The following is a 24,091-nucleotide window of genomic DNA, read 5'->3' as shown; positions in this document are numbered from 1 at the left end:
GGGTCAGGCGGCGGTAGGACGCCTGCCCGGGCAACACGGGGCCACCTGCCATTGGCATATGCCGGAGGTTCAGGCCGCCGACCGGTCCTGCGGAACCGGCCGCGTCGCCATCGTGGCGCACCGGCGCGCGCCGGGGCAAGGCTTTCCGGCCGCAAGCTCGCGTCCGCCCGGAAACGGCGGGCGAGCGGGGTTTGATCGAACTTCCGTACGCCTTAAGGACCTTGTCTGACCAGCGGATTTTCCGCGACCGGACCGTGGCCGCCGGACCTCACTCTGCCGGCGCGTTGCCACTGGCCGCACGCCCCCCGGCGTACGCCCCCTGGCGCCGCACACGCCCGGAGTAGGACGTCACGCCTGCCGAACTCCCGTGCCGGGCAAGGGATCCGGCCCCGCGCGCGGACGAGCGCGAGGGGCCGGGACGGGCGTCGGGCCGGGTGTGCTCAGCGGCAGAACTCGGCCTCCGCGAGCGCGCGTTCACCCTCCACCCAGTCGGCGTTGGTGTTGAACGCGGCCACGTGCCGGCCGTCGCGGGTGGCCAGCGCCACCGTCGACGAGCCGTGGATGGTGCCGGTGTGGCCCCAGACGACGGCCCCGCAGTGGAGCTTCACGCTGCCGATGCCCAGCCCGGGGCCGCCGGCGGCCGGGATCATCTCGTCCAGCTCGGCCCGCGGCAGCAGCCGCCCCCGCATCAGGGCGGAGTAGAAGCGCGTCAGATCGGCCGTCGTGGAGATCATCTCCCCGGCCGCCCCGCCCCACGAGGGGTTGAGCTCGGTGGTCTCCAGCGGTGTCGGCGAGCCGCCGAACAGCGTGGAGTAGCCGAGCGCGTGCGGCCGGGGCAGCTCGACGGCGGTACCGGGCAGGGTCGTCGCGGAGAGGCCGAGCGGCCGGATGATCCGGCGCTCGATCTCCTCGCCGTACGAGCGGCCGGTCACCTCGGCGATGATCATCCCGGCCAGCAGGTAGTTGGTGTTGGAGTAGGCGCGGGACGTTCCCGGCGGGAACAGCGGCGGGTGGGCGAGTGCCGTCCGCACCAGGTCCTCGGGACGGTAGGTGTCGTAACGGTGGAGCAGGAAGTCCGGGCTCGCCAGCCGCTGGATCATCGCCGGGTCCTCGTCGAAGGAGAACAGCCCGCTGGTGTGCCCCAGCAGCTGGCGGACCGTGATCGCCGTGCCGTCGTTCCCGTTGCCCCGCACCACGCCGGGCAGCCACCGCTCCACCGGGTCGTCCAGGCCGAGCCGTCCCTCGGCGCGGAGCTGGAGCACCACGGTGGCGGTGAAGGTCTTCGTCAGGCTCCCGATCCGGAACCGCTCCCGGGGCGACCGGGGCCGTCCGGTCGCGGTGTCGGCCGCCCCGACGGCCGCGGACCAGCTGTCGTCGCCCTCCCGGACCCCGGCTATCGTCCCGGGCAGGCCCTCGGCCCGGACGAGTTCCGCCATCGACGCCCGCGTCGCCCCGTGGACGCCGTCGCCGTGCCCCCCGTGCCCTCCACCGGTGCCGGCCGCCGCGGCCGACGTCACCGTGCCCACGGTCACGACCGTCGTCACCGCGGCGGCCACCGCCACCGCGCCGTACCCGCGCCGAAGCGCCCCCTGCCGAGCCATACCGACCTCCTGAGGTCCGAATCGCCCGTCCCCCGCTGACCGGGCCAACGGCCGGGCCGCGCAGGGTGGTTCCCGCCGTTCAGGGGGTGTCGGCGGGCGCCCCCCAGCGGCCCAGCTTCTCCGGGTTGCGGACCGCCCAGATCCGGCTGATCCGGCCGTCCACGAGGTCGAGGGCGGCCACCGTCGCGGTGACGCCGTCGCGTTGGGCGACCAGGCCGGGGCGGCCGTTGACGCTGCGCTCCAGGAGGGTGAGACCCGGTGCCCGCTCGGCCAGCAGCACGAGGTACTGGGCGATGCGCACGCCGCCCTCGACCGGCCGGAGCACCGCGCCGACCAGGCCGCCGCCGTCGGCCACCATCGTGGCGGCGGGGTCGAGCAGACCGACCAGGGCCTCGATGTCCTTGGACTCCCAGGCCTGCCTGAACCGCCGCACCACACCGGCCTGGTGGGCCTGCCCGGGGTCGGGCGTCCGCGCGGCGCCGACCCGCCGCCGGCCCGAGGAGGCCAGCTGGCGGCAGGCGGCGGGCGTCCGGTCGACGATCGCGGCGATCTCGGGGAACGGGTAGCGGAAGACGTCGTGCAGGACGAACACCACGCGCTCGGCCGGCGTCATCGACTCCAGCACGACCAGGAAGGCCATGCCCACCGACTCGTCCAGGGTGATCCGGTCGGCCGGGTCGGCGGACCCGCCCCCCGAGCCGCCGGGCCACTCGGTGCGGTCGGGCAGCGGCTCGGGCAGCCACTCGCCGACGTAGCGCTCGCGCCGGACCCGCGCCGAGCCCAGCACGTCCAGGCAGATCCGGCTGACCACCGTCGTCAGCCAGGCGCCCGGCGCCTCGACGGCCTGCCGCCGCGCCGCGGACAGCGCGTACCAGCGGGCGTAGGCCTCCTGCACGGCGTCCTCGGCCTCGGCCGGCGAGCCGAGCATCCGGTAGGCGAGGTCGATCAGGTGCCGCCGCTCGCCGAGGGCCGCGTCCGTGGGCCGTCCGTCCCCGGTGTCCATGCCGGTCCCCCCCGCTCGTGCCCGCCCGCCTCACACTTCGCGGGCCCGTTTCGTCGAATCACCGGGACACTATCGATCCACCGCCGCGAGGCAGGAAGAGGGACCGCACCATGGCCATTCCGGGCAACGCCGTCGAACGCCGCAGCTTCACCTTCCCGCAGGTCGCGGTCGCCCTGCAGACCCTGGCGATCCTCTTCCAGGCGAGCACCGCGGGCCTGCTGCTCTCCACGACGTACGGCGGGACGCTGCACGGCGTCGGGGCGCGGGTGATGTACGGGGCCTCGATGCTCTACCTGCTGGCCGCGGTCCTGGCCTGGCGGCCGGGCGGCGGCCCGGCCCGGCCGGTGCTCCACGCCACCGGGTTCCTGGTGCTCGCCTCGGTCCAGGTGGTGCTGGGCATCGCCCACGCGCCGGCGGCGCACGTGCCCCTGGGCGTGCTGATGTTCGGCCTGAGCGTGCTGGACCTGGGGCGGAGCCTGTCCGCAGCCGCGCGCCGCGGGCGGTAGCGGCGGCCGGGCGGCCGGGCGGCCGGGGAGGGACTGCTCCCGGCCGTCGGCCACCGCCCGCGGCCACCGCCCGCGCCGGCTCAGAAGGTCAGCGCGGTGGGCTGGGCGTCGGGGCGTACCGCCGCGTCGGTGCCGCCGTCCACGAACAGGGTGGCGCCGGTGGTGAAGCGGGCCTCGGGCCGCAGGAACTGGTGCACCCAGAAGGCGATGTCCTCGGGCCGGCCGAAGACGCCCAGCGGCATGGGGGTGGGGAAGTCGTCGGCGTCCGGCTCCTCGCCCGCGCCGGTGGACCCGAGCATCAGCGGGGTGATCACCGCGCCGGGCGCGATGACGTTCAGCAGCACGCCCTCGCGGGCCCACGCCGGGGTGACGGCCGTCCGGCGCACCCAGCGGGCCAGGGCGAACTTGGAGGTGGCGTAGGCGGAGATGCTCGGCGCACCCTCGGAAGCCCGCGCCGCCTCGGCGGGCAGCGCGGCCAGGGCCGCACGGGCGTGCTCGCGGGCCGCGTCCTCGTCGCCGGAGAGCAGCAGCTCGACCAGCTTCTCGTCGATCATCGGGACGGTGGTCGAGGAGTTGGAGCCGATCACCACGGCGCGCCCCGCCGAGGAGCGGGCGAGCGCCGGGCGCAGGCCCTCCAGCAGCTCGACCGGGCCGAAGTAGTTGATGGAGGCCACGGCGGCGGGGTCCTTCATCGCGGGGCCGACGCCGGCCACCGCGGCCACGCCGTCCAGGAGCCCGCCGGAGGCGTCCAGGATCCCCCGGACGGCGGCGCGGCGGCCCTCGGCGGTGCCGAGGTCGGCGGTGATGTCGGCGTCACGGAGGTCGACGCCGATGACGGTGTGGCCGGCCTCCCGGAGGACGGCGGCGCTGGCGGCGCCCATTCCCGAAGCGGAGCCGGTGACGGCGTAGATACCCATGGTGCGAGCCTCTCGATCACTGTGCGCAGGGAGCACACGGACTGGCGGGTGCCCTTCCGAACATCTGCCAATCGGATTCCAATCACTGATTGGATGGTAACCCGGGAGCCTGTGATGCAATGGCGGCATGCCGGATGGAACAGCTCAGGACCCGAACCCGACCCCGGACGCCGCCCCGCCCCAGGACGCCGCCTCCACCCGGGACCGGCTGCTCGCGGCCGCCGAGCGGCTCTTCCTCCAGCGCGGTGCGGGCCAGGTCTCGGTGCGCGCGATCAACGCGGAGGCCGGCCTCAACCCGGGCGCGGTGCACTACCACTTCGGCTCCCGCGAGGGCCTGGTCACGGCGCTGCTCGGGCGCGAGCTGTGGCCGCTCTGGCAGGGGCGGCTGGAAGCGGCCACCCTGAGCCCCGGGGCGACGGGCCCCGCGCAGGTGCGGACCCTCGTCGCGGCCGTCGCCGCACCGTTCGACGAACTGATCCGCACCGAGCGCGGCCGGATGCTGTGCCGCCTGCTCGCCCAGACCATGCTCACCGCCGACCGGCCGCTCAGCGGCTCGCCCTGGGCGGGCACCGCCCCGTTCGAGGTCGTCCTCGGCCGGGCCCTGCCCGACCTGTCCGTCCGCGAGATCACCGACCGCTGGCGGCTCGCGTTCACCACCCTCCTGGAGGCCTACGGGCGCCCGCTCGCCGCCGAGGCGGACTCCGCCGCGGAGCCTTCGTTCCCCGAACCGTCCACCGTGGTCGCGTTCCTGACGGCCGGCCTGACCGCGCCCGGAACGGCGGTGAGCTGACGGCTCCTAGCGGGCGGGGCGGACGTCCGGCGGCGCGGTGATGCCGAACTCCGTCTCCAGGACGGCGCGGATCTCCTCCGCGCCGTCGAGCTCCCGCACCGTCACGGTGCCGTCGTGCGCGGTGCGGGTGAACCTGGCGCCGTCGAGGGCGAGGTGGCCGGCCGGGAGGGTCCGCTGCACGAAGAGGCGGCGGAACGGCGAGCGCGGGTGGGTGGCGACGTGCCAGTTGGCCATGCCGATGTCGGGCGCGGGCGCCGGGTCGAGGGTGAACGCCACCAGCTCCCGCCACGCGTCGCCCCTGCGGATCTGCAGCACCCACACCTGGACGGGGCCGTCCGTCTCCTCCAGGACCAGCCGGTGCCGGCGGCCCCGGCCGTCCCGGACCGGGCCGGGGACCAGCGGCAGCGGCTCCAGGAGCGCGTCCGCCGACCCGAAGCCGACGTCGACGAGATGGCGCCCCTCGCCCTCCCCGGGCACCCGGACGACCAGCACCAGGTGGGTGCGCGGCCGGACCTCCCCGGGCCGGGCGCCCGCCCGGACCCGGCCGGTGTGGCGGACGACGTCGTAGCCCAGTTGCTCCAGCACGGCGGCGAACAGCGTGTTGTGCTCGAAGCAGTATCCGCCGCGCCCGCCCGTGACGAGCTTGGCCTCCAGATCGGCGACCTCCAGCGACGGCACGGTGCCGACCACCACGTCGACGTTCTCGAACGGGACGGCCAGCACGTGCGCGTACTGCAGCGCCCGGAGCGTGGCCAGGGTGGGCGCCCGCCCGCCGTCCCACCCGATCCGCGCGAAGTACTTGTCGAGGTCGACGCTCATACCGCCACCGTACGGACCGGGCGGCGCCCGGGCCTCGGGCTGCGGGCGCGGCTCGCGGTGGGTCCTGCGTCCTAGGACCCGGGCGGAGACGCCGTCACACCGGGGCGCCGGTCGGCGGGATCGCGCCGGAGGCCCGCCCTCCGCGCCGCAGGAGCCCGGTCCGCCGGAGTCGTTACGCAGCCGATGAGCCGCTGTGACACGACCGGCCGGGGACCGCGACACGGGCTTTCTACCGTCGCTCTCGACGCACCGGCCACTCCGGGCCGGACACCGCGTCACCAGGACGAATGGAGAGTTCGCATGGCCACGCGCACCACCAGGAACCGTGCCGTTCTGCGGCTGACGGCCGTCTGCGCCATGACCGGCGCCGCGCTGCTGACCGCCGTGACGGGCGGCCAGGCCTGGGCCGACGGCGCCCCCGCGCCCGCCCCCGCCACCCCGACGGCCACCCCGGCCGTCAAGGCCCCGGCCGCGGCCGGCGACGCGGGCAGCGGCGCCGCCCAGCCGGCCCCGGCGCCGCCGACCGCCATCCCGTCGCCGTTCGTCTCCGCGGTCCCGACGATCTCGCCGGTGCCGAAGAACGCCACCCACCCGGCCGCTCCGCTGCCGTCGCTCACCCGCGAGGCCGAGGGCGGCGCGCCCGCCCCCGCCTCGGGGCAGCCGCAGGTCCGCGAGGTGCCCAAGGGCGCCGCGCAGGCCGGTGACGGCTCCACCGCCGGGGACTCCTCCGGTCTGCAGCTGATCGGCGGCGGCGCCGTCGCCGCCATCGGTGCCGGGGCGCTCGGCTTCGCCGTGCTGCGCCGCCGCTCCGGTGCGCGCGGCTGACGACGGCCACCGGGGCGGGCGTCGCCACGGACGTCGCCACGGGCGGCGTGCCCGGCACGGCGGGCCGCGGCCGGGCGGGCTGAACCGCGGCGTGTTCGGGGCGGCCGGGCTGCTCTGCCTGGCGCTCGGTGCGACCGTCGCGCTCTCGGACCAGCGCGAGCCCCCGGTGGTCCGGGTGGAGACCTCGGCCCGTCAGGGCGCGGGCGGCGCGGGCGGCGCGGGGGAGAGCGCACCGGTCGCTCCGGTGACGGCCCCCGCCGCCGGCGGCACGGCAACCGCCGCCACCGGCGCGGGAACCGCCGCGCCGCGCCCGTTCGCGGCCTCGCCGCCGACCCGCCTGCTCGTCCCGGCGGCCGGCGTCGACGCCCCGGTGACCGGCCTCGGCCTGAACGCCGACGGCACCGTCGAGGTGCCGGCCGCCGAACGGGCCGGTGAGGCCGGCTGGTACCGCAACGGCCCGACCCCGGGGGAGACCGGGCCCGCCGTCCTGATCGGTCACTACGACACCGCGCACGGCCCGGCGGTCTTCCGGGGACTGCCGAAGCTGCGGGCGGGGGACCGGATCCAGGTGCGGCGGGAGGACGGCAGCACGGTGGACTTCCGGGTCCGCGAGCTGGTCCAGGCCGCCAAGGACGCCTTCCCCACCGAGCTGGTGTACGGGAACACGGCGGCGCCCGAGCTGCGCCTGATCACCTGCGGCGGCCGGATCGGGACCGACGGCCACTGGACGGACAACATCATCGTCCTCGCGGACCTGGCCGAACCGGCCACCTCCGCCGGCTGACCGGGCTGCGGCTACGCTGCCCGGACGGCACCCGCCGGGGAACCGGCGGGTGCCGTCCGGACGACCTGCCGACCGGACACGAACCGGCACGAACCGGCATGAACCAGCACGAACCGGCACCACCACCGCGGACCAGGAGGGCCACCGGAGGATGAGCACCGCCCCGCGTCGCACGCCCGGACCCCTCCTGGCCCTGCTCGCCGCCGCGCCGCTCGCCCTCGCGGTCGGCTGCGGCGCCCCCGGCGAGCTGCGCGACCACGGCGCGGCCGAGGCCGTCGCGCGCCCGCCGGCCCGGATCCCGCTCTGGCCGGGCCAGGACACCGCGCCGTCGCCGGAGCCCGCAGGGCCCCGCACCCCGGAGCCGGCGCCGCAGCCGGTCCCCGACCTGACCGTCCCCGGGCAGGACGTCTCGACGGTGGACGTCCGCACGCTGCTGGCCAAGGACCCCGGCGTGAGCCAGGACGAGCGGCGGGCCCTCGACCCCTGCACCGGCTGCGGGATCCGCCCCGCCGAGTACCGCGACCTGACCGGTGACGGCCGCCCCGAGCTGCTGGTCGTCGTCGGCCTCGTCGACACCGACGTGCTGCACGTCTACACCGCGTCCGCCGACCGGATGCTGCCCGTGCTGCGGGTACAGCTGCTGAAACGGTTCGGCGCCGAGACGCTCGGCACCGACCTGCTGCTGTACGAGTCCACCACCAGCTGGTCCCGGACCATCCGCCGCTACAGCTGGGACGGCGCGCGGCTCGTCCTGGCCGAGCAGAAGGTCGAGGGCGTCGGGCCGGTCCAGGAGCCCGAGCCGACGCCGACCACCACCCCCGGGGACCGGTCGACCATCCTGCGCCCCGGCACGGGCACCGTACCCGCCCCCTGGCCGAGCGTGCCCGCGGTCCGCCGGCCCGACGGCTCCGAGCCGGGCGCGGGCGCGGGATCGGGCGCGGGTGCCCCGACGGCCACGCCCGTGCCCGCACCCAAGGTGCCGCAGCCCGGCCAGCCCCGCCCGGCCGTCCCCACGGCCGCGCCCACCGCTCAGCAGCCCGCAGCCCAGCAACCCACCACGCAGCAACCCGCCGCCCAGCAGCCCACCGCGCAGCCGCCCGCCCGCTCGGAGACCACGCCATGAACCCCACGGCACCCAGCCACCCCCGCATCCTCATCGTCGAGGACGACGAGGTGATCCGGGAGGCCACCCGGATGGCCCTGGAACGCTACGGCTTCCCGGTGTCCACGGCCGCCGACGGGCTGGAGGGGTTGGAGATGTTCCACGCCGTGCGGCCCGACCTGGTGCTGCTCGACGTGATGCTGCCGCTGCTCGACGGGGTCGGTCTGTGCCGGCGGATCCGCGAGGAGAGCCAGCTGCCGATCCTGATGATGTCGGCGCGCACCGACCCGGTCGACGTGGTGTCCGGCCTGGAGGCGGGCGCGGACGACTACGTCGTCAAGCCGTTCGAGAGCGCCGTGCTGGTCGCCCGGATCCGCACCGTGCTGCGCCGCATCCGCGTCGTCCCGGCCGCGCCCGAACCCCTGCCCGTTCCCCCGCCCGCTCGCACCGGAGCCGCCGCGCCGGAGCCCGCCGGGGCCGTCCCACCCGGGGCCGTCGCGCCCGGGCCCGCGGCACCCGAACCCCGCACGCCCGTCCGCAGCTTCGACGGCCTGGAGGTGGACACCGACTCCATGGAGGTCCGCGTGCACGGCCGGCTCGTCCCGCTCACCCCCACCGAGCTGCGCCTCCTGCTGGAGTTCACCGCCGCGCCCGGGATCGTGCTGGAGCGCGCCGTGCTGCTGGAACGGGTCTGGGACTACGAGTGGGGCGCCGACACCCGGGTCGTCGACGTCCATGTGCAACGGCTGCGCGCCAAGATCGGCGGCGGGCGGATCGAGACCGTCCGCGGCTTCGGCTACAAGCTGCGGCGCCCCGAATGACGCTGCGCCGGCAGATCGCCACCGCCGTCGCCGCCATCTCCGTCCTGGTCGCGGTGGCGGTCGGGCTGCTCGTCCACCAGGCGATGGTCCGCCAGCACGTCGGCCAGGCGCGCGCCTCGGCGCTCACCGCGCTGGACGCGGCGCTCGGCGCCTACGGGCGCGGCGAGGACGTGGCCGCAGGCGGCCGCCATGCCGCGCTGGACGACCCGGGGCTGCCCGTGCGGCTGCGCACCCTCGCCGCCGGGGGACGGCGCGGGTCGCTGCTCGCCGAGGGGCCCGAGGGCGAGTCGGTGTGGGCGGCGGGCGCCGTCCGCGACGGGGTGCTCTCGGTGCGGATCGACTTCGCCCAGGACCGGCGGGCGATCGCCGACCTGGACCGGATCATCCTGATCACCGTCGTCGCCTCCGTCTTCACCACCGTGCTGGTCGGGGTGCTGGTCGCGGACCGGATCAGCCGGCGGCTGCGCACGGCGGCGACGGCGGCCCGGGGCATCGCCTCCGGGCGCACCGACACCCGGATCGGCGAACTCGTCGACGGCCGGGACGAGGTGGCCGACCTCGCGGCGGCGGTGGACCTGATGTCCCGGGAGCTGCACCGGCGCCTGGAGGACGAGCAGCGGTTCACCGCCGACGTCGCCCATGAGCTGCGCACCCCGCTGACCGGGCTGGTCACGGCCGCCGAACTGCTGCCCCCGGGGCGGCCCACCCAGCTGGTGCAGAACCGGGTGCAGGCGCTGCGCGCGCTGGTCGAGGACCTCCTGGAGGTCTCCCGGCTGGACGCCGACGCCGAACTGCCCGACCTCTCGGCGGTGCCGCTGGAACGCGCGGTGCGGCGCACCGTCGCGCTGACCGGCCTGGAGGTGACGGTCGAGGTGGCGGCCGACGCGTCCGTCCGCACCGATCTGCGCCGGCTCGACCGCATCCTCGGCAACCTGCTCCTCAACGCCGACCGCCACGGCGGCGGCACCATCCGGCTGCGCGTCGACGGCCACCGGATCACCGTCCGCGACCACGGCCCCGGCTTCCCCGGGGAGCTCCTGCGCGACGGTCCCCAGCGCTTCCGCACCAGCGTCCGCGAACGCGGCAGGGGCCACGGCCTCGGCCTCACCATCGCCCAGGGCCACACCCGCGTCATCGGCGCCGCCCTCACCTTCGCCAACCACCCCGACGGCGGCGCCCTCGCCACCCTCACCCTCCCTCCGGCCGACGGTGAGTTCGGTGACGAATCACCCTAGGGGCGGCATGTCGGTCGGGCCCGAAAGAATCTTCCGACCCTGTGCAACCGTTCCGCCCGGTGCGGTGTCTGACTGACCCGAGGCGCCAACGCGCCTCTGGCGTACGGGTCGAGGAGGGGTTCACGGCCCGGCGCATCCGCAATCCGTTTCCACGTCGGATCACCGTCTGCCGCCGGCTTCTGCCCGCGCGCAGAAATGGGGGGAAGTTCTCATGCGTACTGCCTGTTCCGGTCGCCGGTCCCACGCGCGCCGCGTCGCCGCCACCGTGCTCACGGTCGCGCTGGCCGGCGGGACCGTCCTGATGGCGGCGCCCGGCGCCTCCGCGAGCGACGCGGTGCGCTCGGCGAAGCTCAGGGTCAACGCCCCCGCCGTGATCGGAGGCGCCGGGCAGCCGGTCGAGTTCACCGAGGTCATCACCAACACCGGTTCCAGGGCGGAACGGTTCGGCCTCGCCCTGGAGGCCACCAGCGGCCCGGGCACCCCGCCGCACGCCATCGCCATGGAGTACCGCGACCGGAAGACCGGTCAGTGGAAGGCCATCGCGCTGGACAGCGGCGTCCACGGCGACACCGTGAGCTACTCGGCCTATCTGCCCGTGGACACGAAGATTCCGGCGCACGGCAGCGTGACGGTCCAGTTGCGGATCGGCGCTCCGATGGGCGAGCCGCACAACGGTGCGAGCAATGGCTGGGTCCAGCCGCTGGACCTCCGGTCCGCCGTGGTGGCCCCCGGTTCGTGGGTGGGGCTGGCCCAGGTGACCAAGAGGATCAAGGTCCAGAGCCTCTCGCCCTCGCTGGGCCGCGTCCCGGCCACCGCGGTCGCGGGGGGTGCGCCCATCGAGTTCGACGCCGTCCTCAGGAACCCCACGCCGTCGACCTACGTCAACCTCGCCAACGCCCTGGGCGTCAGCTCGCACGCCACCGTCCAGGTCCGTCGGCCGAACGGCACCTGGACCACCCTGAAGAAGGTCTCCGACGGCATCCCCGGCGACCTTGAGGGTGTCTACCTGCAAGGTCGCGACTCCGGTGTCCGCGCCAGGTCGACGACCACCGTCCGGGTCCGGGTGTCGTACGACGCGGCCACTCCGCTCGGGCCGACGGAGATCAGCCGATGTGTCTACGTCAACGAGAGCCCGACCCGGCCGTTCAGCGGGACGACGACCTGCGACCGGAACACCACCGTGCAGATCGTCGCGCCGGGCACCAAGGGCACGAAGGGCCGGCCGCCCGTGAAGCCGGCGCCCGGCAGCAAGGGCGCCCCGGCCGGCAAGTGAGCGGCGACCGGGGCTGACGGCGGTCCTCAGGGGGCGGTTCCGGCACGCGCCGGAGCCGCCCCCGTCCCGTCCCGTCCCGTCCCGTCCCGTCCCGTCCCGTCCCGCCCCCGTCCCGTCGCGGTCGGGCGGGTCGGCCGGTCAAGCGGCGGGCTGCGGCGGGTGCCAGCCGTAGGTGGCGGCGGCCCGGCCGAGGAGGAAGCGGTCGGGGAGGAGGCCCGCGGCGGTGAGCGCGAGGTCGCGGGCGAGGACGGTCAGCGGTGAGCGGCGGGCGACCAGGGCGCCGACGGCGCGGGAGCCGTCGACGATCGCGGTGGCGCGCGGGAGGCGGGCGGCGGTGTAGGCGGGCAGGCCGGCGGCCGGGTCCCCGCCGGGGCGGACGCCGGCGGCCAGCACGACCGCGTCCTCGATCGCCTGGCAGGCGCCCTGGCCCTGGAAGGGGCACATGGCGTGGGCGGCGTCGCCGAGCAGGGCGACCCGGCCGCGGTGGTACGCGGGGAGCGGGTCGGCGAGCTCCCGGACGTCGTGGCGCAGCACCCCGGCCGGGTCGAGGGAGGCGAACAGTTCGGGGACGGGCGCGCACCAGTCGCCGTAGTGGCGCAGGAGTTCGGCGCGCTCGTCGCCGTCGGCGGCCCGGGAGCCCTCCGGGGCGAGGGCGGCGCCGTAGACGTACACCCGGCCGTCGGCGAGCGGGACGACCCCGGCGAGCCGGCCGCGGCCCCAGACCTCCCCGGCGGCGAACGGCGGGCGCGGCGGGCGGTCGATCACGGAGCGCCAGGTGGTGAAGCCGGAGTAGCGCGGGCCGGGGTGGCCGGGGAAGAGCAGGCCCCGGGTGGCGGAGCGGATGCCGTCGGCGCCGACGACCAGCGCGGCCCGCTGCTCGCCCTCGGCGGTGCGGACGACGGCGGGGGTGCGGGCGTCGCCGGGTTCGGCCAGTTCGGCCGGCGAGCCGGTGCGGACGGTGCCGGCGGGCAGCGCCTCGACCAGGGCGTCGACGACGGCGGCGCGGGCGACGGCGATCAGCTTCTCGCCGAAGAAGGCCTCGACGGCGTCGGTGCCGGTGCGGGCGAGCCAGCGGCCGGAGGGGTGGCGGACGCCGACGGCGGGGTGCGGGGCGGCGAGGGCGCGCAGGCGCTCGCCGACGCCGAGCAGGTCCAGGGCGCGCAGGGCGTTGGGGGCGAGGGCGAGTCCGGCACCGACGGGTTCGAGCGAGGCGGCGCGTTCGTGGACGGTGACCGGGACGCCCCGGCGGTGGAGGGCGAGCGCGGCGGCGAGGCCGCCGATCCCGCCGCCGATGACGACGGCGCGCGGGGACGACGGCTCCGGCAGGTCGCGGTGGTCCATGGGGCTCCTCTCGGACGCGGAACTACACCTGTAGTTCCGATCGCGGGTCCGACCGTACTACAGCTGTAGTGAGAATTGGGCGGCGGCCCCGGGGAGCGGCGATGATCGGACCCATGACCAGCAGCGCCGCGCCCGCCGGCCCCCAGCGCCAGACCCTGATCGCCGACACCGCCGTCGCGCTGATCGCCGAGCGCGGCCTGCGCGGGCTCACCCACCGCGCCGTCGACGAGGCGGCCGGCCTGCCGACCGGCTCCACCTCCAACCTGGCCCGCACCCGGGCGGCGCTGCTGGAGCTGGCGATCACCCGGATCGCGGAACTGGAGTCCCCGGGCTTCGCGGCGACGGTGCGCACGCCCACGACGGGCCACGCCCGCGAACTGCTCGCCCAGCTCGCCGCCGACGCCGTCCACCAGGCGCTCACCACCGGCCGCACGCTCACCGTGGCCCGCTTCGAGCTGGCCCTCGAAGCCACCCGGCGCCCCGAACTGCGCGCCGTCTACGACCGCCTGGGCGCGGGCTTCCTCGCCCTCGCGACCGCCCTGCTGGCCGAGTGCGGCTCGTACGCGCCCGAGGCGGACGCCCGCCGACTGGTCCGCTGGGCCGACGGCGTGCTCTTCAACGTCACCGCCGGCAGCGGTGCCGGCCGCGTCCCCGACCCGGCCGAACTCGGCGCCGAGGTCTCCTGCTACCTCGCCGCGCTGCTCGACGGCTGAGGTTCCGGACCCGTCTTCCGGCCGGGGCGGCCGGGCGGCGTCCGGGTGCGTGCACCGCGCGGCGGAGGCGGGGGCACCTCCCGGCCGCAGGTCGGGGGCGCGTCGCCCGGGGTCGGGGGGACTACGCGGGAGCGTCCAGGGCCGGGGCGAGGACGGCGAAGGCCTCGGCGGTGAGCGCGGCCGGGTCGGCGGCGCCGTCGCTGTCGCTCCACCGCTCCAGCACCGCCCCGAAGGCGGTGAGCGCCATCCCGGCGGCGAGCCGGGGGTAGAGGTCGACGGCCGGGTCGCGGTCCAGCCGGCGGGCCAGCTCGGCCGACAGCTCCGCGCGCCACTCGGCCTGCCGCTCCAGGAAACGGGCGTGCAGCGCGGGGGTGTGCAGGATCAGCCGCACGGCGTGCAGCGCCCGGTCGCCGTGCTCGCCGCAGGCGGCCAGCGGCACCGAGACGGCGTGCCGCAGGGCGGCCGAGGGCGGCTCGGCGGCGGGGCGGGCGGCCAGTTCGGCGGCGATGCCGGTGCCGAGGTCCGCCAGGAACCGGACGATCACGTCCTCCTTGGACGCGAAGTAGCGGAAGAACGTCCGCTTGGACACCCCGGCGTCGGCCGCGATCTCGTCCACGGTGACGGCGTCGAACCCCTGGGCGGTGAGCAGCCGGAAGGCGGCCTCGGTCAGCTCGTCCACGACGAGTTGGCGCTTGCGCTGGGCCAGGCTGACGGCGGGTCGGGAGGTCACCCGACGATGGTAACGCCATGCCGGAGTTGACACCGAGGAGCGCCTTGACACCGAGTGACACGAGCGGCAGCATCTGCCACATGAAGCCTTCGGAGACAACAGGCGGCGGTGCGGGCTGGAACGCCGGGCGGATCCCGGACCAGCGGGGGCGGGTGTTCGTGGTCACCGGCGCGAACAGCGGGCTGGGCCTGGCCACCGCCCGGGCGCTGGCCGGACGCGGCGGGCGGGTGGTCCTGGTGGTCCGCGACGAGCGGCGGGGGCGCGAGGCCGCCGCCCGCATCGCCGCGGAGCTGGCGGACCCCGGTGCGCGCGAGCGCCTGGAGGTCCGCCGCCTCGACCTGGCCGACCTCGACGCCGTCCGGACCTTCGCCGGCCGGCTGCGCGCCGACCACCCCCGGCTGGACGTCCTGGTCAACAACGCGGGCGTGTTCGCCCCGCCCCGCACGCTCAGCCCGCAGGGCCACGAACTGCAGTTCGCCGTCAACCACCTCGGCCACTTCGCCCTCACCGGCCTGCTGCTCGACGCCCTCGCCGCCGGGCGCGACCCGCGCGTGGTGACCGTCAGCTCGCTCAACCACCGCAAGGGCCGGATCCGCTTCGACGACCTCGACGGCGCGCGCCACTACGCGCCGATGGCCTTCTACGACCAGTCCAAGCTCGCCAACGCACTCTTCGGCCGGGAGCTGCACCGCCGGCTGGCGGCGGCCGCGAGCCCGGTGCGCAGTCTGCTCGCCCACCCCGGTTACACCGCCACCGCGCTGCAGACCAGCGGGCCGACCGGCCTCGCCCGGCTGCTCTTCGGGCGGCTGCTCAGGCCGCTCGCCCAGCGCCCGGCGGACGGCGCCCTGCCGCAGCTCTACGCGGCGACCGAACCGGCCGCGCGCGGAGGGGAGTTCATCGGCCCGGACGGCCGCGGCGAACTGCGCGGCGCGCCGACCCCGGTCCGGCTCGCGCCGACAGCGCAGGACGCGGCGGCGGGCCGCCGGCTCTGGGCGCTCTCGGAGGAGCTGACCGGCGTGCGGTTCGGCCTCGCCGAGGCCCCCGACGCGGCCTGACGGTCCGTCGGGGGCCGGGGCGCGGTGGCGGCCGCCCGTGTCCGGACATGCCGGAACGCCGCCGCTGCCCGGTCCGGCCTCACCGACCCGCGCCGGGCACGGGCTCCACCGGAGCCACCGCTGGAGCCGTGCGGCGTGGCGGGCAGGGCGACGATCGGCGTGTCCGTCCGGGGGATTCCCGACGGCCCGTCAGTGCGGGCGCTCCCCGGGGCGGGACACCTCACTCGATGGTCACGCTCACCTCCATCTGGCTCGCCCCGGGCGTGCCGGCGACGTCGAGGGTGACCCCGCTCCAGGTGCCGGTGGGCTCGTTCAGCGCCGGGTGGGTGTGCTCACCGATGCTGGTGTTGCCGAGCGACGGGTAGAGGTCGGTGTCGTCACCGCGGTTGCCCTGGCCGAAGATCTTCGCCAGGTCGCGCCGGCCGTCGGCCTGCATCAGCTCGATGGCGAGGTGTTTCTCGTCGTTGACGTTGTCGATGCTCTCGTCCACCACGTAGGCGGCGATGCCCTGGTCCGGCAGGAACTTGTCCTGGCCGCTCTGGCGCCGGTACTCGACGATGATGTACTGGGTCGGGGTCATCCGCGGGCTGCGGACGAACAGGATCTCGCCGCCCTCGGCGACCGGGCGCAGGGTGATGTCCTTGGTGGTGGTCTCGATGCTCTGCGGCGTGGTCCAGCCCTGGAACATCCGCAGCATGCCGTTCGGGAAGACCGGGGTGTCGCCCCCGTTGCCCCAGGAACCGGCCGCCATCAGGCAGTAGTTGCCGAGTCCGTTGGACTTGCTGAACTCGATGTCGCCGGTGTCGTAGTAGTCGGCGTAGCCGCAGGCCAGGTGGCCCCACTCGTGGCAGCAGACGCCGACCTTGCAGTCCTCGGGGACGGTCAGGAAGGTCTGCACGGCCAGTCCGGGCGCGACCGTGGTGGGCTTCTCGTTGACCCACTTGGCGCTCCACAGGGCGTCCTTGACCTTGGCCGGGTCCTCGACGGCCTCGGCGCCGGTGCCCGCGTGGACGATGAACAGGGCGGTGACGTCGCCCGTGCCGAGGGCGTCGAGGTCCTTGGTGAACTTGACGCCCTGCTGGGTCGCGAGGGCGAGGGCGTCGGCGGCCATGCCCTGTTCGTTCCTCGGGGCCGTGCCCTGGCCGGACTGGTTGTCGGCGTAGAAGGAGATCGGGTGCGGCAGCCGGTACCAGCCGTGCACCTCGCCCTGGACGTCGATGCCGCCGGCGGTCGCGTCGTTCGGATCGAAGCCGCTGACCAGCTGGTAGAAGTCGTGCATCGAGCCGGTGGCGAAGGTGCCGGAGCTGAAGAGCAGCTCCTCGAAGTGCGCGGGGGTGTTGGCGGGGTCGTGCGGCTGGTCGGGGAAGTCCACCAGCAGCACCATGGTGCGGACCACGCCCTTGAGCTTCTTGCTCGGACGGGTGATCAGCTGGGCGTCGGTGCTGGGACCGGGGCGGGTGGCGCCGTCGTCGAGACCGATGACGTTCTCGCCGCGCACCCGGGAGCGCCAGACGTAGTAGTACTGGCCGAAGGTGATGAACTTCGGCAGCCGGCGGGTCTCGATCAGGTTCAGGTACTCGTCGTGGAGGGCCTGGAGCGCGTCCGGCGACAGCGGCACCGGGCAGGCGCGGGGGTGGTGGGCGGTGGGGAGGTCGGTGGAGGGGCTGGGACGCAGCGGGGTTAATGTGTAACGCATCGTGACGGCTCCTTCGAGCCTGTCCGCCCCGCCGGGGCGTGTACGGCGCCACGGGGGCGCGTGCGGCGCCCCGCCGAGTGGGCGGTCGCCGGCAATCGGTCGGCTCGCCGAAGGATGGTCGGGTCTGGCCGGTTCCGGTTGCGAATGGGGCGATATGCGGTTGTCTGTCCTTATTTTGACGCTCCGCACAGCCGCCTGACCAGACCCGAGGGCCTGTCGGTTTTCGCCGGGTGCGGCTCAGCCGGCCCGGAACGCCGCGGCGGCCGCCGTGAAGGACGCGGCGAGCTGCGGGTATCCCGCCCAGTGCAGGTGCAGATACGAAGCGTGAACATTCTCGGCGCCCGCCGCGCCCGCGAATCCCTCGGTGCGCGGACCGGTCGGCAACCGCCAGCCCCAGGCGGGCCGTTCGCCGGCGCCCGGCTCGCAGACCGTCCGGTGGAACTCGTGCCCGCGCAGCCTCGCCCCGGCCGGGGCCAGCGGCGAGTCGTGCAGCGCCACCGCCTCGCGGTACCCGAGGGTCAGCCGCTCGGTCATCCGGGCCGAGGTGTCCAGCACCCCGCACATCGGCAGGCCGTCCAACTCGCGCCCGAGGTAGAGCAGTCCGGCGCACTCGGCCGAGACCGGCCCGCCCGCGGCCGCGAACGCGGCGATCGCGGACCGCAGTTGATCGTTCGCGCTGAGTTCCCGGACGTACAGCTCGGGGAACCCGCCGCCGATCACCAGGCCCGCCGTGCCCTCCGGCAGGCCGTCGGCGTGCAGCGGGTCGAAGGGCACCACCTCGGCGCCGGCGGCGGCCAGCAGCTCGGCGTTCTCGGCGTACGAGAAGGAGAACGCCGCGCCCCCGGCCACCGCGATCCGCGGCGCGCCGGGCCCGGGAAGCCGCCCGCCCACCTCGGCCGCCGGGTCCCACGGCCCGACGCCGGTCAGCGGCGGCGCCGTGCGGGCCAGCGCCAGCACCGCGTCGAGGTCCACCGAGCCGGCGACCAGCGCGCCCATGTCCGCCACCGCCCGCAGCGCCTCCGCCGAACGCTCCACGGCCGGGACCAGCCCCAGGTGCCGGGACGGCGTGGCGACCGCCGCCGAGCGCCGGACCGCGCCCAGCACCGGCACGCCCGAGCCCTCCTCCAGCGCCTCCCGCAGCAGCTGCTCGTGCCGGTCCGAGGCGACCCGGTTGAGGATCACCCCGGCCAGCCGCACCTGCGGGTCCCAGGAGGCGAAGCCGTGCACCAGCGCCGCCACCGACCGGGACTGCGAGGAGGCGTCCACGACCAGCACCACCGGCGCCCGCAGCAGCTTCGCCACGTGCGCGGTGGACGCCAGCTCGCCGCGCCCGGAGGCGCCGTCGAACAGCCCCATCACGCCCTCGACCACCGCGACGTCCGCCCCGGCGGCGCCGTGCAGCAGCAGCGGGGCGATCCGCTCCGGCCCGCACATGAACGCGTCCAGGTTGCGGCCCGGGCGCCCGGCGGCCAGCCCGTGGTAGCCCGGGTCGATGTAGTCCGGGCCGACCTTGTGCGGCGAGACGGCCAGCCCGCGCGCGGTCAGCGCGGCGATCAGACCGGTGGCGATGGTGGTCTTCCCGGCGCCCGAGGAGGGCGCCGCGACGACGAGACGGGGGATGTCCATGCGGTTCTCAGTGCTCTCCGGCTACCACTCGATGCCGCGCTGGCCCTTGCGGCCGGCGTCCATCGGGTGCTTGACCTTGGTCATCTCGGTCACCAGGTCGGCGAACCCGGTCAGCGCCTCCGGTGCGTACCGGCCGGTGATGACGACATGCTGGCTGCCCGGGCGGTCCTTCAGCACGGCCACCACCTCCTCCGGGTCGACCCAGCCCCAGTGCATCGGGTAGGTGAACTCGTCCAGCACGTAGAAGCGGTAGGTCTCGGCGGCGAGGTCGCGCTTGACCTGCTCCCAGCCCTCCTTGGCCGCCGCCTCGCTGTCCATCTCCATCGCGCCGGTGCGCTGGATCCAGGACCAGCCGGACCCCATCTTGTGCCAGGCGACGGTGCCGCCCTCGCCGGAGGCGCCGAGCACCCGCAGCGCGTTCTCCTCGCCCACCTTCCACTTGGCGGACTTCACGAACTGGAACACCCCGACCGGCCAGCCCTGGTTCCAGGCGCGCAGCGCCATGCCGAAGGCGGCGGTGGACTTGCCCTTCCCGGGGCCGGTGTGCACGGCGGTGATCGGCAGGGTACGGCGCTGACGGGTCGTCAGGCCGTCGTCGGGGACGCTCTCGGGGACACCCTTGGGCATGTCGGCTCAGGCCGCCTTTCGCGCTGCGTTGGTGGTCGGACGGTTCTCGCGGACGAGCGAGGCGACGCCGTCGGCGCGCAGCTCGTCCAGGGTCACGGCGGTGGCCCGCAGCCGGGTGGCCAGGGTGCGCGCCAGGCCGAGCCGGACCGGGCCGGACTCGCAGTCCAGCACCACGCTCGCCACGCCCTGCGCGGCCAGCAGCCCGGCCGCCCGGTGCGCCTGCGCGACGGCGTCCCGGCCGCCGCCGGTGGCCCGGCCGTCGGTCACCACGACCAGCAGCGGGCGGCGGTCCGGGTCGCGCAGCCGCTCGACCCGCAGCACCTCGTGGGCCCGCAGCAGGCCGGCCGCCAGCGGGGTGCGCCCGCCGGTGGGCAGCGACTCCAGCCGGGCCGCGCCGACCTCCACCGAGGAGGTGGGCGGCAGCGCCAGCTCGGCCGAGGCGCCCCGGAAGGTGATCATGCCGATCTTGTCGCGGCGCTGGTAGGCGTCCATCAGCAGCGACAGCACCGCGCCCTTGACGGCGGTCATCCGCTGCCGGGCCGCCATCGAACCGGAGGCGTCCACCACGAACAGCACCAGGTTGGACTCCCGGCCCTGGCGCACCTGCTCGCGGAAGTCGTCCTTGTGCAGCACCAGCGCGCGCGAGGACCGCCCGCGCGCCACCTGGTGCGGGGCGGCGGCGCGCAGCGTGGCGCTCAGGTGCAGCCGGGCGAGCCGGCCGCGCGGGCGGCGGGCCCGGACGGTGTGGCCGCCGTCGGTCTCGGCGGGGGAGCGGCGGCCCTCGGCGCCGCGCCCGGTGCCGTCCACCGCGAACAGCCGGGTGCGGTACGGGTCGCCGGCCGCGACCGGCGCCGACTCCCGGGCGGGGGAGGGGTGCTGCGCCGGGACGGGCTGCGGGGCGGCGCCGTCCTGCCCGTCGGCCGGGCCGGCCGACTCCAGCGGCGGGCCGTCGGGGCCGGAGGGCTCCGGCGCGCCGCCGCCACCGCCGCCGTCGGGGCCGCCGTCCTGCGGGCCGTCGCCGTCCGGACCGCCCTCCGGACCGCCCTCCGGGCCCGGGTCGTCCCCGGGGCCCTCGGCGTCCTCCGGCGCGGGTCGGGGCTCCTGCTCCTGCTCCTGCTCGGCCTGCTCCTCCAGCACCCGGTCGAGCTGCTCCTCGTCCAGCCCGGGCGCGTCGAACGGGTTGCGCCGCCGGCGGTGCGGCAGCGCCAGCCGGGCGGCCGTGCGGACGTCCTCCGTCAGGACCTCGGTGCGCCCCGCCCAGGCGGCCAGCGCGACGGCGGTGCGCGCCATCACGATGTCCGCGCGCAGCCCGTCCACCTCGAACGCCGCGCAGACGGCGGTGATCCGGCGCAGCGCCGCGTCGGTCAGCTCCACCTCGGGCAGCAGCTCGCGCGCGGCGGTGATCCGGTCCGCCAGCGCGCGCTCGTCCTCGGTGAAGCGGGCGGCGAACGCGGCCGGGTCGGCGTCGTGGGCCAGCCGGCGGCGCACCACCTCGGCGCGCTCGGCCGGCTCCCGGGTCGCGGCGATCTCCACCGTCAGGCCGAACCGGTCGAGCAGCTGCGGCCGCAGCTCGCCCTCCTCCGGGTTCATCGTGCCGACCAGCAGGAAGCGCGCCGCGTGCCGCACCGAGACGCCCTCGCGCTCCACGTAGGAGCGGCCCATCGCGGCGGCGTCCAGCAGCAGGTCCACCACGTGGTCCTGGAGCAGGTTCACCTCGTCGATGTAGAGCACGCCGCGGTGCGCCCGGGCGAGCAGGCCCGGCTCGTAGGCCTTGACGCCCTCGGCGAGCGCCCGCTCCAGGTCCAGCGAGCCGACGATGCGGTCCTCGGAGACGCCGACCGGCAGCTCGACCAGCCGGGCCGGACGCTCGGAGGAGGCCGGGGTGCCGGTGTGCGCGCCGTCCGGGCACTGCGGGTCCGGCGCCGCCGGGTCGCAGGCGAAGCGGCAGTCGTCGACGGTCGTGATGGACGGCAGCAGCCCGGCCAGCGCGCGCACCATGGTCGACTTGGCGGTGCCCTTCTCGCCGCGCACCAGCACCCCGCCGACGGCGGGGGAGACGGCGTTCAGCAGCAGGCCGAGCCGCAGGTCGGCCATGCCGACGATCGCGGTGAACGGGTATCGGACGTCACTCATGCATGCTCCCAGGGGCCCCGGGCGCAAGGAACGGCAGCGATCCGGCCGCCGGCACCCCGCCCTCGATCAGCTTCCACAACGCGTCGGTGTCCGCGTGCTCCTCGATCAGCTCGCCCAGCCGGTCCAGCCGGGCCTCCCGCGCGGCCGCGAAGGAGGTGTCCGGCGCCGGCACGAACGCCCGGCCGGCGGCCGCCGCGACCTCGCGCAGCAGCGCGCGGCGGAAGCCGTCGTTCTCCAGCGCCCCGTGCCAGGTGGTTCCCCACACCTGGCCCGCCCGGCACCCGTCGAGGAAGGGCTCGCCGCCCTCGACCGTGACGATGCCGTGGTGGATCTCGTAGCCCTCGACCCGCTCCCCGTACGCCTCGCCGACCGGCCGGGCGAGCACCTTCTCCGCGCCGAACCGCACCCGGGTCGGCAGCAGCCCGAGGCCGTCCACCGCGCCCGCCCCCGACTCGACCTCGTCCACGATCGAGTGCGCCAGCATCTGGTAGCCGCCGCAGACGCCGAGCAGCGGCTGCCCGGCCGCCGCCCGGGCCCTCAGCACCGGCTCCAGGCCGCGTTCGCGCAGCCAGGCGAGGTCCGCGACGGTGGCCCGGGTACCGGGCAGCACGACGAGGTCGGCGTCGGCCAGTTCCTCCGGGCGGGTGGCCCAGCGGACCAGCACGCCGGGCTCCTGGGCGAGCGCGTCCAGGTCGGTGAAGTTGGACAGCCGGGGGAAGCGCAGCACGGCCACCCGCAGCACGTCCGCGCCGAGCGGGCCGCGCGCGGCCGTCCGGTCGACGACGGTGGACAGGTCGAGCGAGTCCTCGGCGTCCAGCCACAGGTCCGCCAGCATCGGCAGGGTGCCGAGCACCGGACGGCCGGTCAGCTCGCGCAGCATCTCCAGGCCCGGCGCGAGCAGCCGCGCGTCGCCGCGGAACTTGTTGACGAACCAGCCCGCCACATGCCGCTGGTCCTCGGCCGACAGCAGCGCCAGCGTCCCGTACATCGCCGCGAACACCCCGCCGCGGTCGATGTCGCCGACCACCACGACCGGCAGGCCGGCGGCGGTGGCCAGGCCCATGTTGGCGATGTCGCGGTCGCGCAGGTTGATCTCGGCGGGCGATCCCGCGCCCTCGCAGACCACCACGTCGAAGCGCCGGCGCAGGTCCGCCAGGCACTCCAGGGCGCGTTCCAGCAGCACCGGCTTGCGCTCGCGGTAGTCCAGCGCGCCGACCTCGGCGACCGGCCGGCCCAGCAGCACCACCTGGCTGCGGCCGTCGGCCCCGGGCTTGAGCAGCACCGGGTTCATCGCCGCCTCCGGCTCCACCCGGGCCGCCTGCGCCTGCATCGCCTGCGCGCGGCCGATCTCGGCGCCGTCGGCGGTGACGAAGGAGTTCAGCGACATGTTCTGCGCCTTGAACGGCGCGACCGCGACACCCTGCCGGGCCAGCCAGCGGCAGATGCCCGCGGTGACCACGCTCTTGCCGGCGTCCGAGGTCGTCCCGGCGACCAGCAGCGCCTTGCTCATGCCCCACTCCTCCGCATCCCGCCCAGGGCCGCCCGGAGCAGCAGGTGCCCGGCGACCGTCGTACCCAGGGCCAGCGCGCTCACCCGCCGGGAGAGCACACAGGCCCGTTCGATGTCGTCCACCCCGACCGGCCGCAGCTCCCCGCCCAGCACGGGGCGGTGCTCCACCCGCTCGCCGTAGTGCAGCGTCCCGCCGAGGCGCACGCCCACCGCGCCGGCGAACGCCGACTCGGCCTGACCGGCGTTCGGGCTGGGGTGCGCCGAGCCGTCGCGCCGCCAGACCCGCCAGGCGGTGCGCGGTTCGGGGGCGGCGGCCACCGTCAGCAGCGCGGTCAGCCGCGCGCCGGGCCAGCCCGCCACGTCGTCCAGCCGCGCCGAGGCCCAGCCGAACCGGGCGTAGCGGGGCGAGCGGTGACCGACCATCGCGTCCAGGGTGTTCACCGCGCGGAACGCCAGCAGGCCCGGGGTGCCCGCGAGGCCGCCCCAGACCAGGGCGTTGACCACGGCGTCGGCGGTGTTCTCGGCCACCGACTCGACGACCGCGCGGGCCAGCTGCTGCTCGTCCAGCGCGCTCGGGTCGCGTCCGCACAGGTGCGGCAGCCGCTCCCGGGCCGCCGTCAGGTGGCCGGCCGCCAGCGAACGGCCGATGGTGCGGGCCTCCCGGGTCAGCGAGGTGCCGCCGAGCACCGTCCAGGTCGCGGCGGCGGCGAGGGCGGCCCGGGCGGGCGGGCGGCGGGCCAGCAGCCGGTCGGCGGCGAGGGCGCCGGCCGCGACGGTGCCCACGGCCAGGGCGGTGAAGGCGGTGCCGACGCCGCGGTGGTCGCGCCAGAGCAGGCGTTCCAGCCGGGCGGCGGCGGTGCCGAAGCCGGCCACCGGGTGGCCGCGGCGCGGGTCGGCGAACCGGGCGTCGGCCAGGTACCCGGCCACCGCGCCGGCGCCGAAGGCGGCGGCCCGGGTCAACGGGCGCACGGCAGGGCGCAGCATC

At 76.2% G+C, this 24,091-nt stretch carries 22 protein-coding genes; 10 read left to right on the top strand and 12 right to left on the bottom strand.

Annotated elements, in window-relative coordinates:
* Nucleotides 1-440 precede the first annotated feature (440 nt).
* Entirely contained in the window at nucleotides 441-1,601 is a 1,161-nt protein-coding gene (locus ACFVVL_RS21950; RefSeq protein ID WP_387677670.1) for a serine hydrolase domain-containing protein, read from the bottom strand.
* A 79-nt stretch (nucleotides 1,602-1,680) separates the two neighbouring features.
* Nucleotides 1,681-2,604: an RNA polymerase sigma factor SigJ gene (gene sigJ, locus ACFVVL_RS21945; protein WP_387677667.1), complete on the bottom strand. Its 924-nt coding sequence runs from the start codon at nucleotides 2,602-2,604 to the stop codon at nucleotides 1,681-1,683.
* Nucleotides 2,605-2,714: 110 nt separating this feature from the next.
* On the opposite strand from sigJ, the gene ACFVVL_RS21940 reads away from it, so the two are divergent.
* Entirely contained in the window at nucleotides 2,715-3,110 is a 396-nt protein-coding gene (locus ACFVVL_RS21940) for a hypothetical protein (RefSeq protein ID WP_387677664.1), read from the top strand.
* Nucleotides 3,111-3,190: 80 nt separating this feature from the next.
* Here ACFVVL_RS21940 and ACFVVL_RS21935 read toward each other — a convergent pair whose 3' ends face one another.
* Nucleotides 3,191-4,027, bottom strand: a complete 837-nt coding sequence (locus tag ACFVVL_RS21935; RefSeq protein ID WP_380287640.1) for an SDR family oxidoreductase — start codon at nucleotides 4,025-4,027, stop codon at nucleotides 3,191-3,193.
* Nucleotides 4,028-4,154: 127 nt separating this feature from the next.
* Here ACFVVL_RS21935 and ACFVVL_RS21930 point away from each other — a divergent pair, with 127 nt between their 5' ends.
* Nucleotides 4,155-4,817 (top strand): TetR/AcrR family transcriptional regulator, encoded by a 663-nt coding sequence (locus ACFVVL_RS21930; RefSeq protein ID WP_380287641.1) that lies wholly within the window; start codon nucleotides 4,155-4,157, stop codon nucleotides 4,815-4,817.
* Between the two features lie 6 nt (nucleotides 4,818-4,823).
* On the opposite strand, the gene ACFVVL_RS21925 is transcribed toward ACFVVL_RS21930, so the two are convergent.
* The gene (locus ACFVVL_RS21925; protein ID WP_387677660.1) at nucleotides 4,824-5,636 is read right to left on the bottom strand and encodes an arylamine N-acetyltransferase; all 813 of its coding nucleotides are present in this window, start codon (nucleotides 5,634-5,636) and stop codon (nucleotides 4,824-4,826) included.
* A gap of 300 nt (nucleotides 5,637-5,936) precedes the next feature.
* On the opposite strand from ACFVVL_RS21925, the gene ACFVVL_RS21920 reads away from it, so the two are divergent.
* From ACFVVL_RS21920 to ACFVVL_RS21895, 6 genes are all read left to right on the top strand, one after another.
* On the top strand, nucleotides 5,937-6,461 hold the full coding sequence (locus tag ACFVVL_RS21920) for a hypothetical protein (RefSeq protein WP_387677657.1): 525 nt from the start codon (nucleotides 5,937-5,939) through the stop codon (nucleotides 6,459-6,461).
* A gap of 91 nt (nucleotides 6,462-6,552) precedes the next feature.
* The gene (locus ACFVVL_RS21915; RefSeq protein WP_380287644.1) at nucleotides 6,553-7,245 is read left to right on the top strand and encodes a class F sortase; all 693 of its coding nucleotides are present in this window, start codon (nucleotides 6,553-6,555) and stop codon (nucleotides 7,243-7,245) included.
* Nucleotides 7,246-7,396: 151 nt separating this feature from the next.
* Nucleotides 7,397-8,368 carry a hypothetical protein gene (locus tag ACFVVL_RS21910; RefSeq protein ID WP_387677654.1) on the top strand — a complete coding sequence of 324 codons (972 nt, stop codon included), beginning with the start codon at nucleotides 7,397-7,399 and terminating at the stop codon, nucleotides 8,366-8,368.
* Nucleotides 8,365-9,168: a response regulator gene (locus ACFVVL_RS21905; RefSeq protein ID WP_387677651.1), complete on the top strand. Its 804-nt coding sequence runs from the start codon at nucleotides 8,365-8,367 to the stop codon at nucleotides 9,166-9,168. Before ACFVVL_RS21910 ends, ACFVVL_RS21905 begins: the two co-directional genes overlap by 4 nt.
* A complete protein-coding gene (locus tag ACFVVL_RS21900) occupies nucleotides 9,165-10,403 on the top strand; it encodes a sensor histidine kinase (RefSeq protein ID WP_387677648.1) in 1,239 nt (412 codons plus the stop codon). The genes ACFVVL_RS21905 and ACFVVL_RS21900 overlap by 4 nt, the downstream gene beginning before the upstream one ends.
* Before the next feature lie 211 nt (nucleotides 10,404-10,614).
* Entirely contained in the window at nucleotides 10,615-11,676 is a 1,062-nt protein-coding gene (locus ACFVVL_RS21895; RefSeq protein WP_387677645.1) for a hypothetical protein, read from the top strand.
* 138 nt (nucleotides 11,677-11,814) lie between these two features.
* On the opposite strand, the gene ACFVVL_RS21890 is transcribed toward ACFVVL_RS21895, so the two are convergent.
* Nucleotides 11,815-13,017, bottom strand: a complete 1,203-nt coding sequence (locus tag ACFVVL_RS21890; protein ID WP_380287651.1) for an FAD-dependent monooxygenase — start codon at nucleotides 13,015-13,017, stop codon at nucleotides 11,815-11,817.
* A gap of 113 nt (nucleotides 13,018-13,130) precedes the next feature.
* Here ACFVVL_RS21890 and ACFVVL_RS21885 point away from each other — a divergent pair, with 113 nt between their 5' ends.
* The gene (locus ACFVVL_RS21885; RefSeq protein ID WP_380287652.1) at nucleotides 13,131-13,730 is read left to right on the top strand and encodes a TetR/AcrR family transcriptional regulator; all 600 of its coding nucleotides are present in this window, start codon (nucleotides 13,131-13,133) and stop codon (nucleotides 13,728-13,730) included.
* A gap of 121 nt (nucleotides 13,731-13,851) precedes the next feature.
* Here ACFVVL_RS21885 and ACFVVL_RS21880 read toward each other — a convergent pair whose 3' ends face one another.
* A complete protein-coding gene (locus ACFVVL_RS21880; RefSeq protein ID WP_380287653.1) occupies nucleotides 13,852-14,460 on the bottom strand; it encodes a TetR family transcriptional regulator in 609 nt (202 codons plus the stop codon).
* Between the two features lie 80 nt (nucleotides 14,461-14,540).
* Here ACFVVL_RS21880 and ACFVVL_RS21875 point away from each other — a divergent pair, with 80 nt between their 5' ends.
* Entirely contained in the window at nucleotides 14,541-15,515 is a 975-nt protein-coding gene (locus ACFVVL_RS21875; protein WP_387677641.1) for an oxidoreductase, read from the top strand.
* A gap of 220 nt (nucleotides 15,516-15,735) precedes the next feature.
* On the opposite strand, the gene ACFVVL_RS21870 is transcribed toward ACFVVL_RS21875, so the two are convergent.
* From ACFVVL_RS21870 to ACFVVL_RS21845, 6 genes are all read right to left on the bottom strand, one after another.
* Nucleotides 15,736-17,211, bottom strand: a complete 1,476-nt coding sequence (locus ACFVVL_RS21870) for a M6 family metalloprotease domain-containing protein (RefSeq protein WP_380287655.1) — start codon at nucleotides 17,209-17,211, stop codon at nucleotides 15,736-15,738.
* Nucleotides 17,212-17,448: 237 nt separating this feature from the next.
* Nucleotides 17,449-18,837 carry a cobyrinate a,c-diamide synthase gene (locus ACFVVL_RS21865; protein WP_387677639.1) on the bottom strand — a complete coding sequence of 463 codons (1,389 nt, stop codon included), beginning with the start codon at nucleotides 18,835-18,837 and terminating at the stop codon, nucleotides 17,449-17,451.
* A 21-nt stretch (nucleotides 18,838-18,858) separates the two neighbouring features.
* The gene (gene cobO, locus ACFVVL_RS21860; RefSeq protein ID WP_380287657.1) at nucleotides 18,859-19,464 is read right to left on the bottom strand and encodes a cob(I)yrinic acid a,c-diamide adenosyltransferase; all 606 of its coding nucleotides are present in this window, start codon (nucleotides 19,462-19,464) and stop codon (nucleotides 18,859-18,861) included.
* A 6-nt stretch (nucleotides 19,465-19,470) separates the two neighbouring features.
* Entirely contained in the window at nucleotides 19,471-21,597 is a 2,127-nt protein-coding gene (locus ACFVVL_RS21855; RefSeq protein WP_387677637.1) for a putative cobaltochelatase, read from the bottom strand.
* Nucleotides 21,590-23,107, bottom strand: a complete 1,518-nt coding sequence (locus ACFVVL_RS21850; protein ID WP_387677634.1) for a cobyric acid synthase — start codon at nucleotides 23,105-23,107, stop codon at nucleotides 21,590-21,592. Before ACFVVL_RS21850 ends, ACFVVL_RS21855 begins: the two co-directional genes overlap by 8 nt.
* Nucleotides 23,104-24,090, bottom strand: coding sequence for a cobalamin biosynthesis protein (locus tag ACFVVL_RS21845; RefSeq protein ID WP_387677631.1), 987 nt, complete (start codon nucleotides 24,088-24,090; stop codon nucleotides 23,104-23,106). The genes ACFVVL_RS21850 and ACFVVL_RS21845 overlap by 4 nt, the downstream gene beginning before the upstream one ends.
* Between the last annotated feature and the right edge of the window lies 1 nt (nucleotide 24,091).

Origin of the sequence: Kitasatospora sp. NPDC058115, assembly GCF_042884635.1 — a bacterium.
GTDB lineage: Bacteria > Actinomycetota > Actinomycetes > Streptomycetales > Streptomycetaceae > Kitasatospora.
This window is presented reverse-complemented; position numbering and strand designations above follow the sequence as displayed.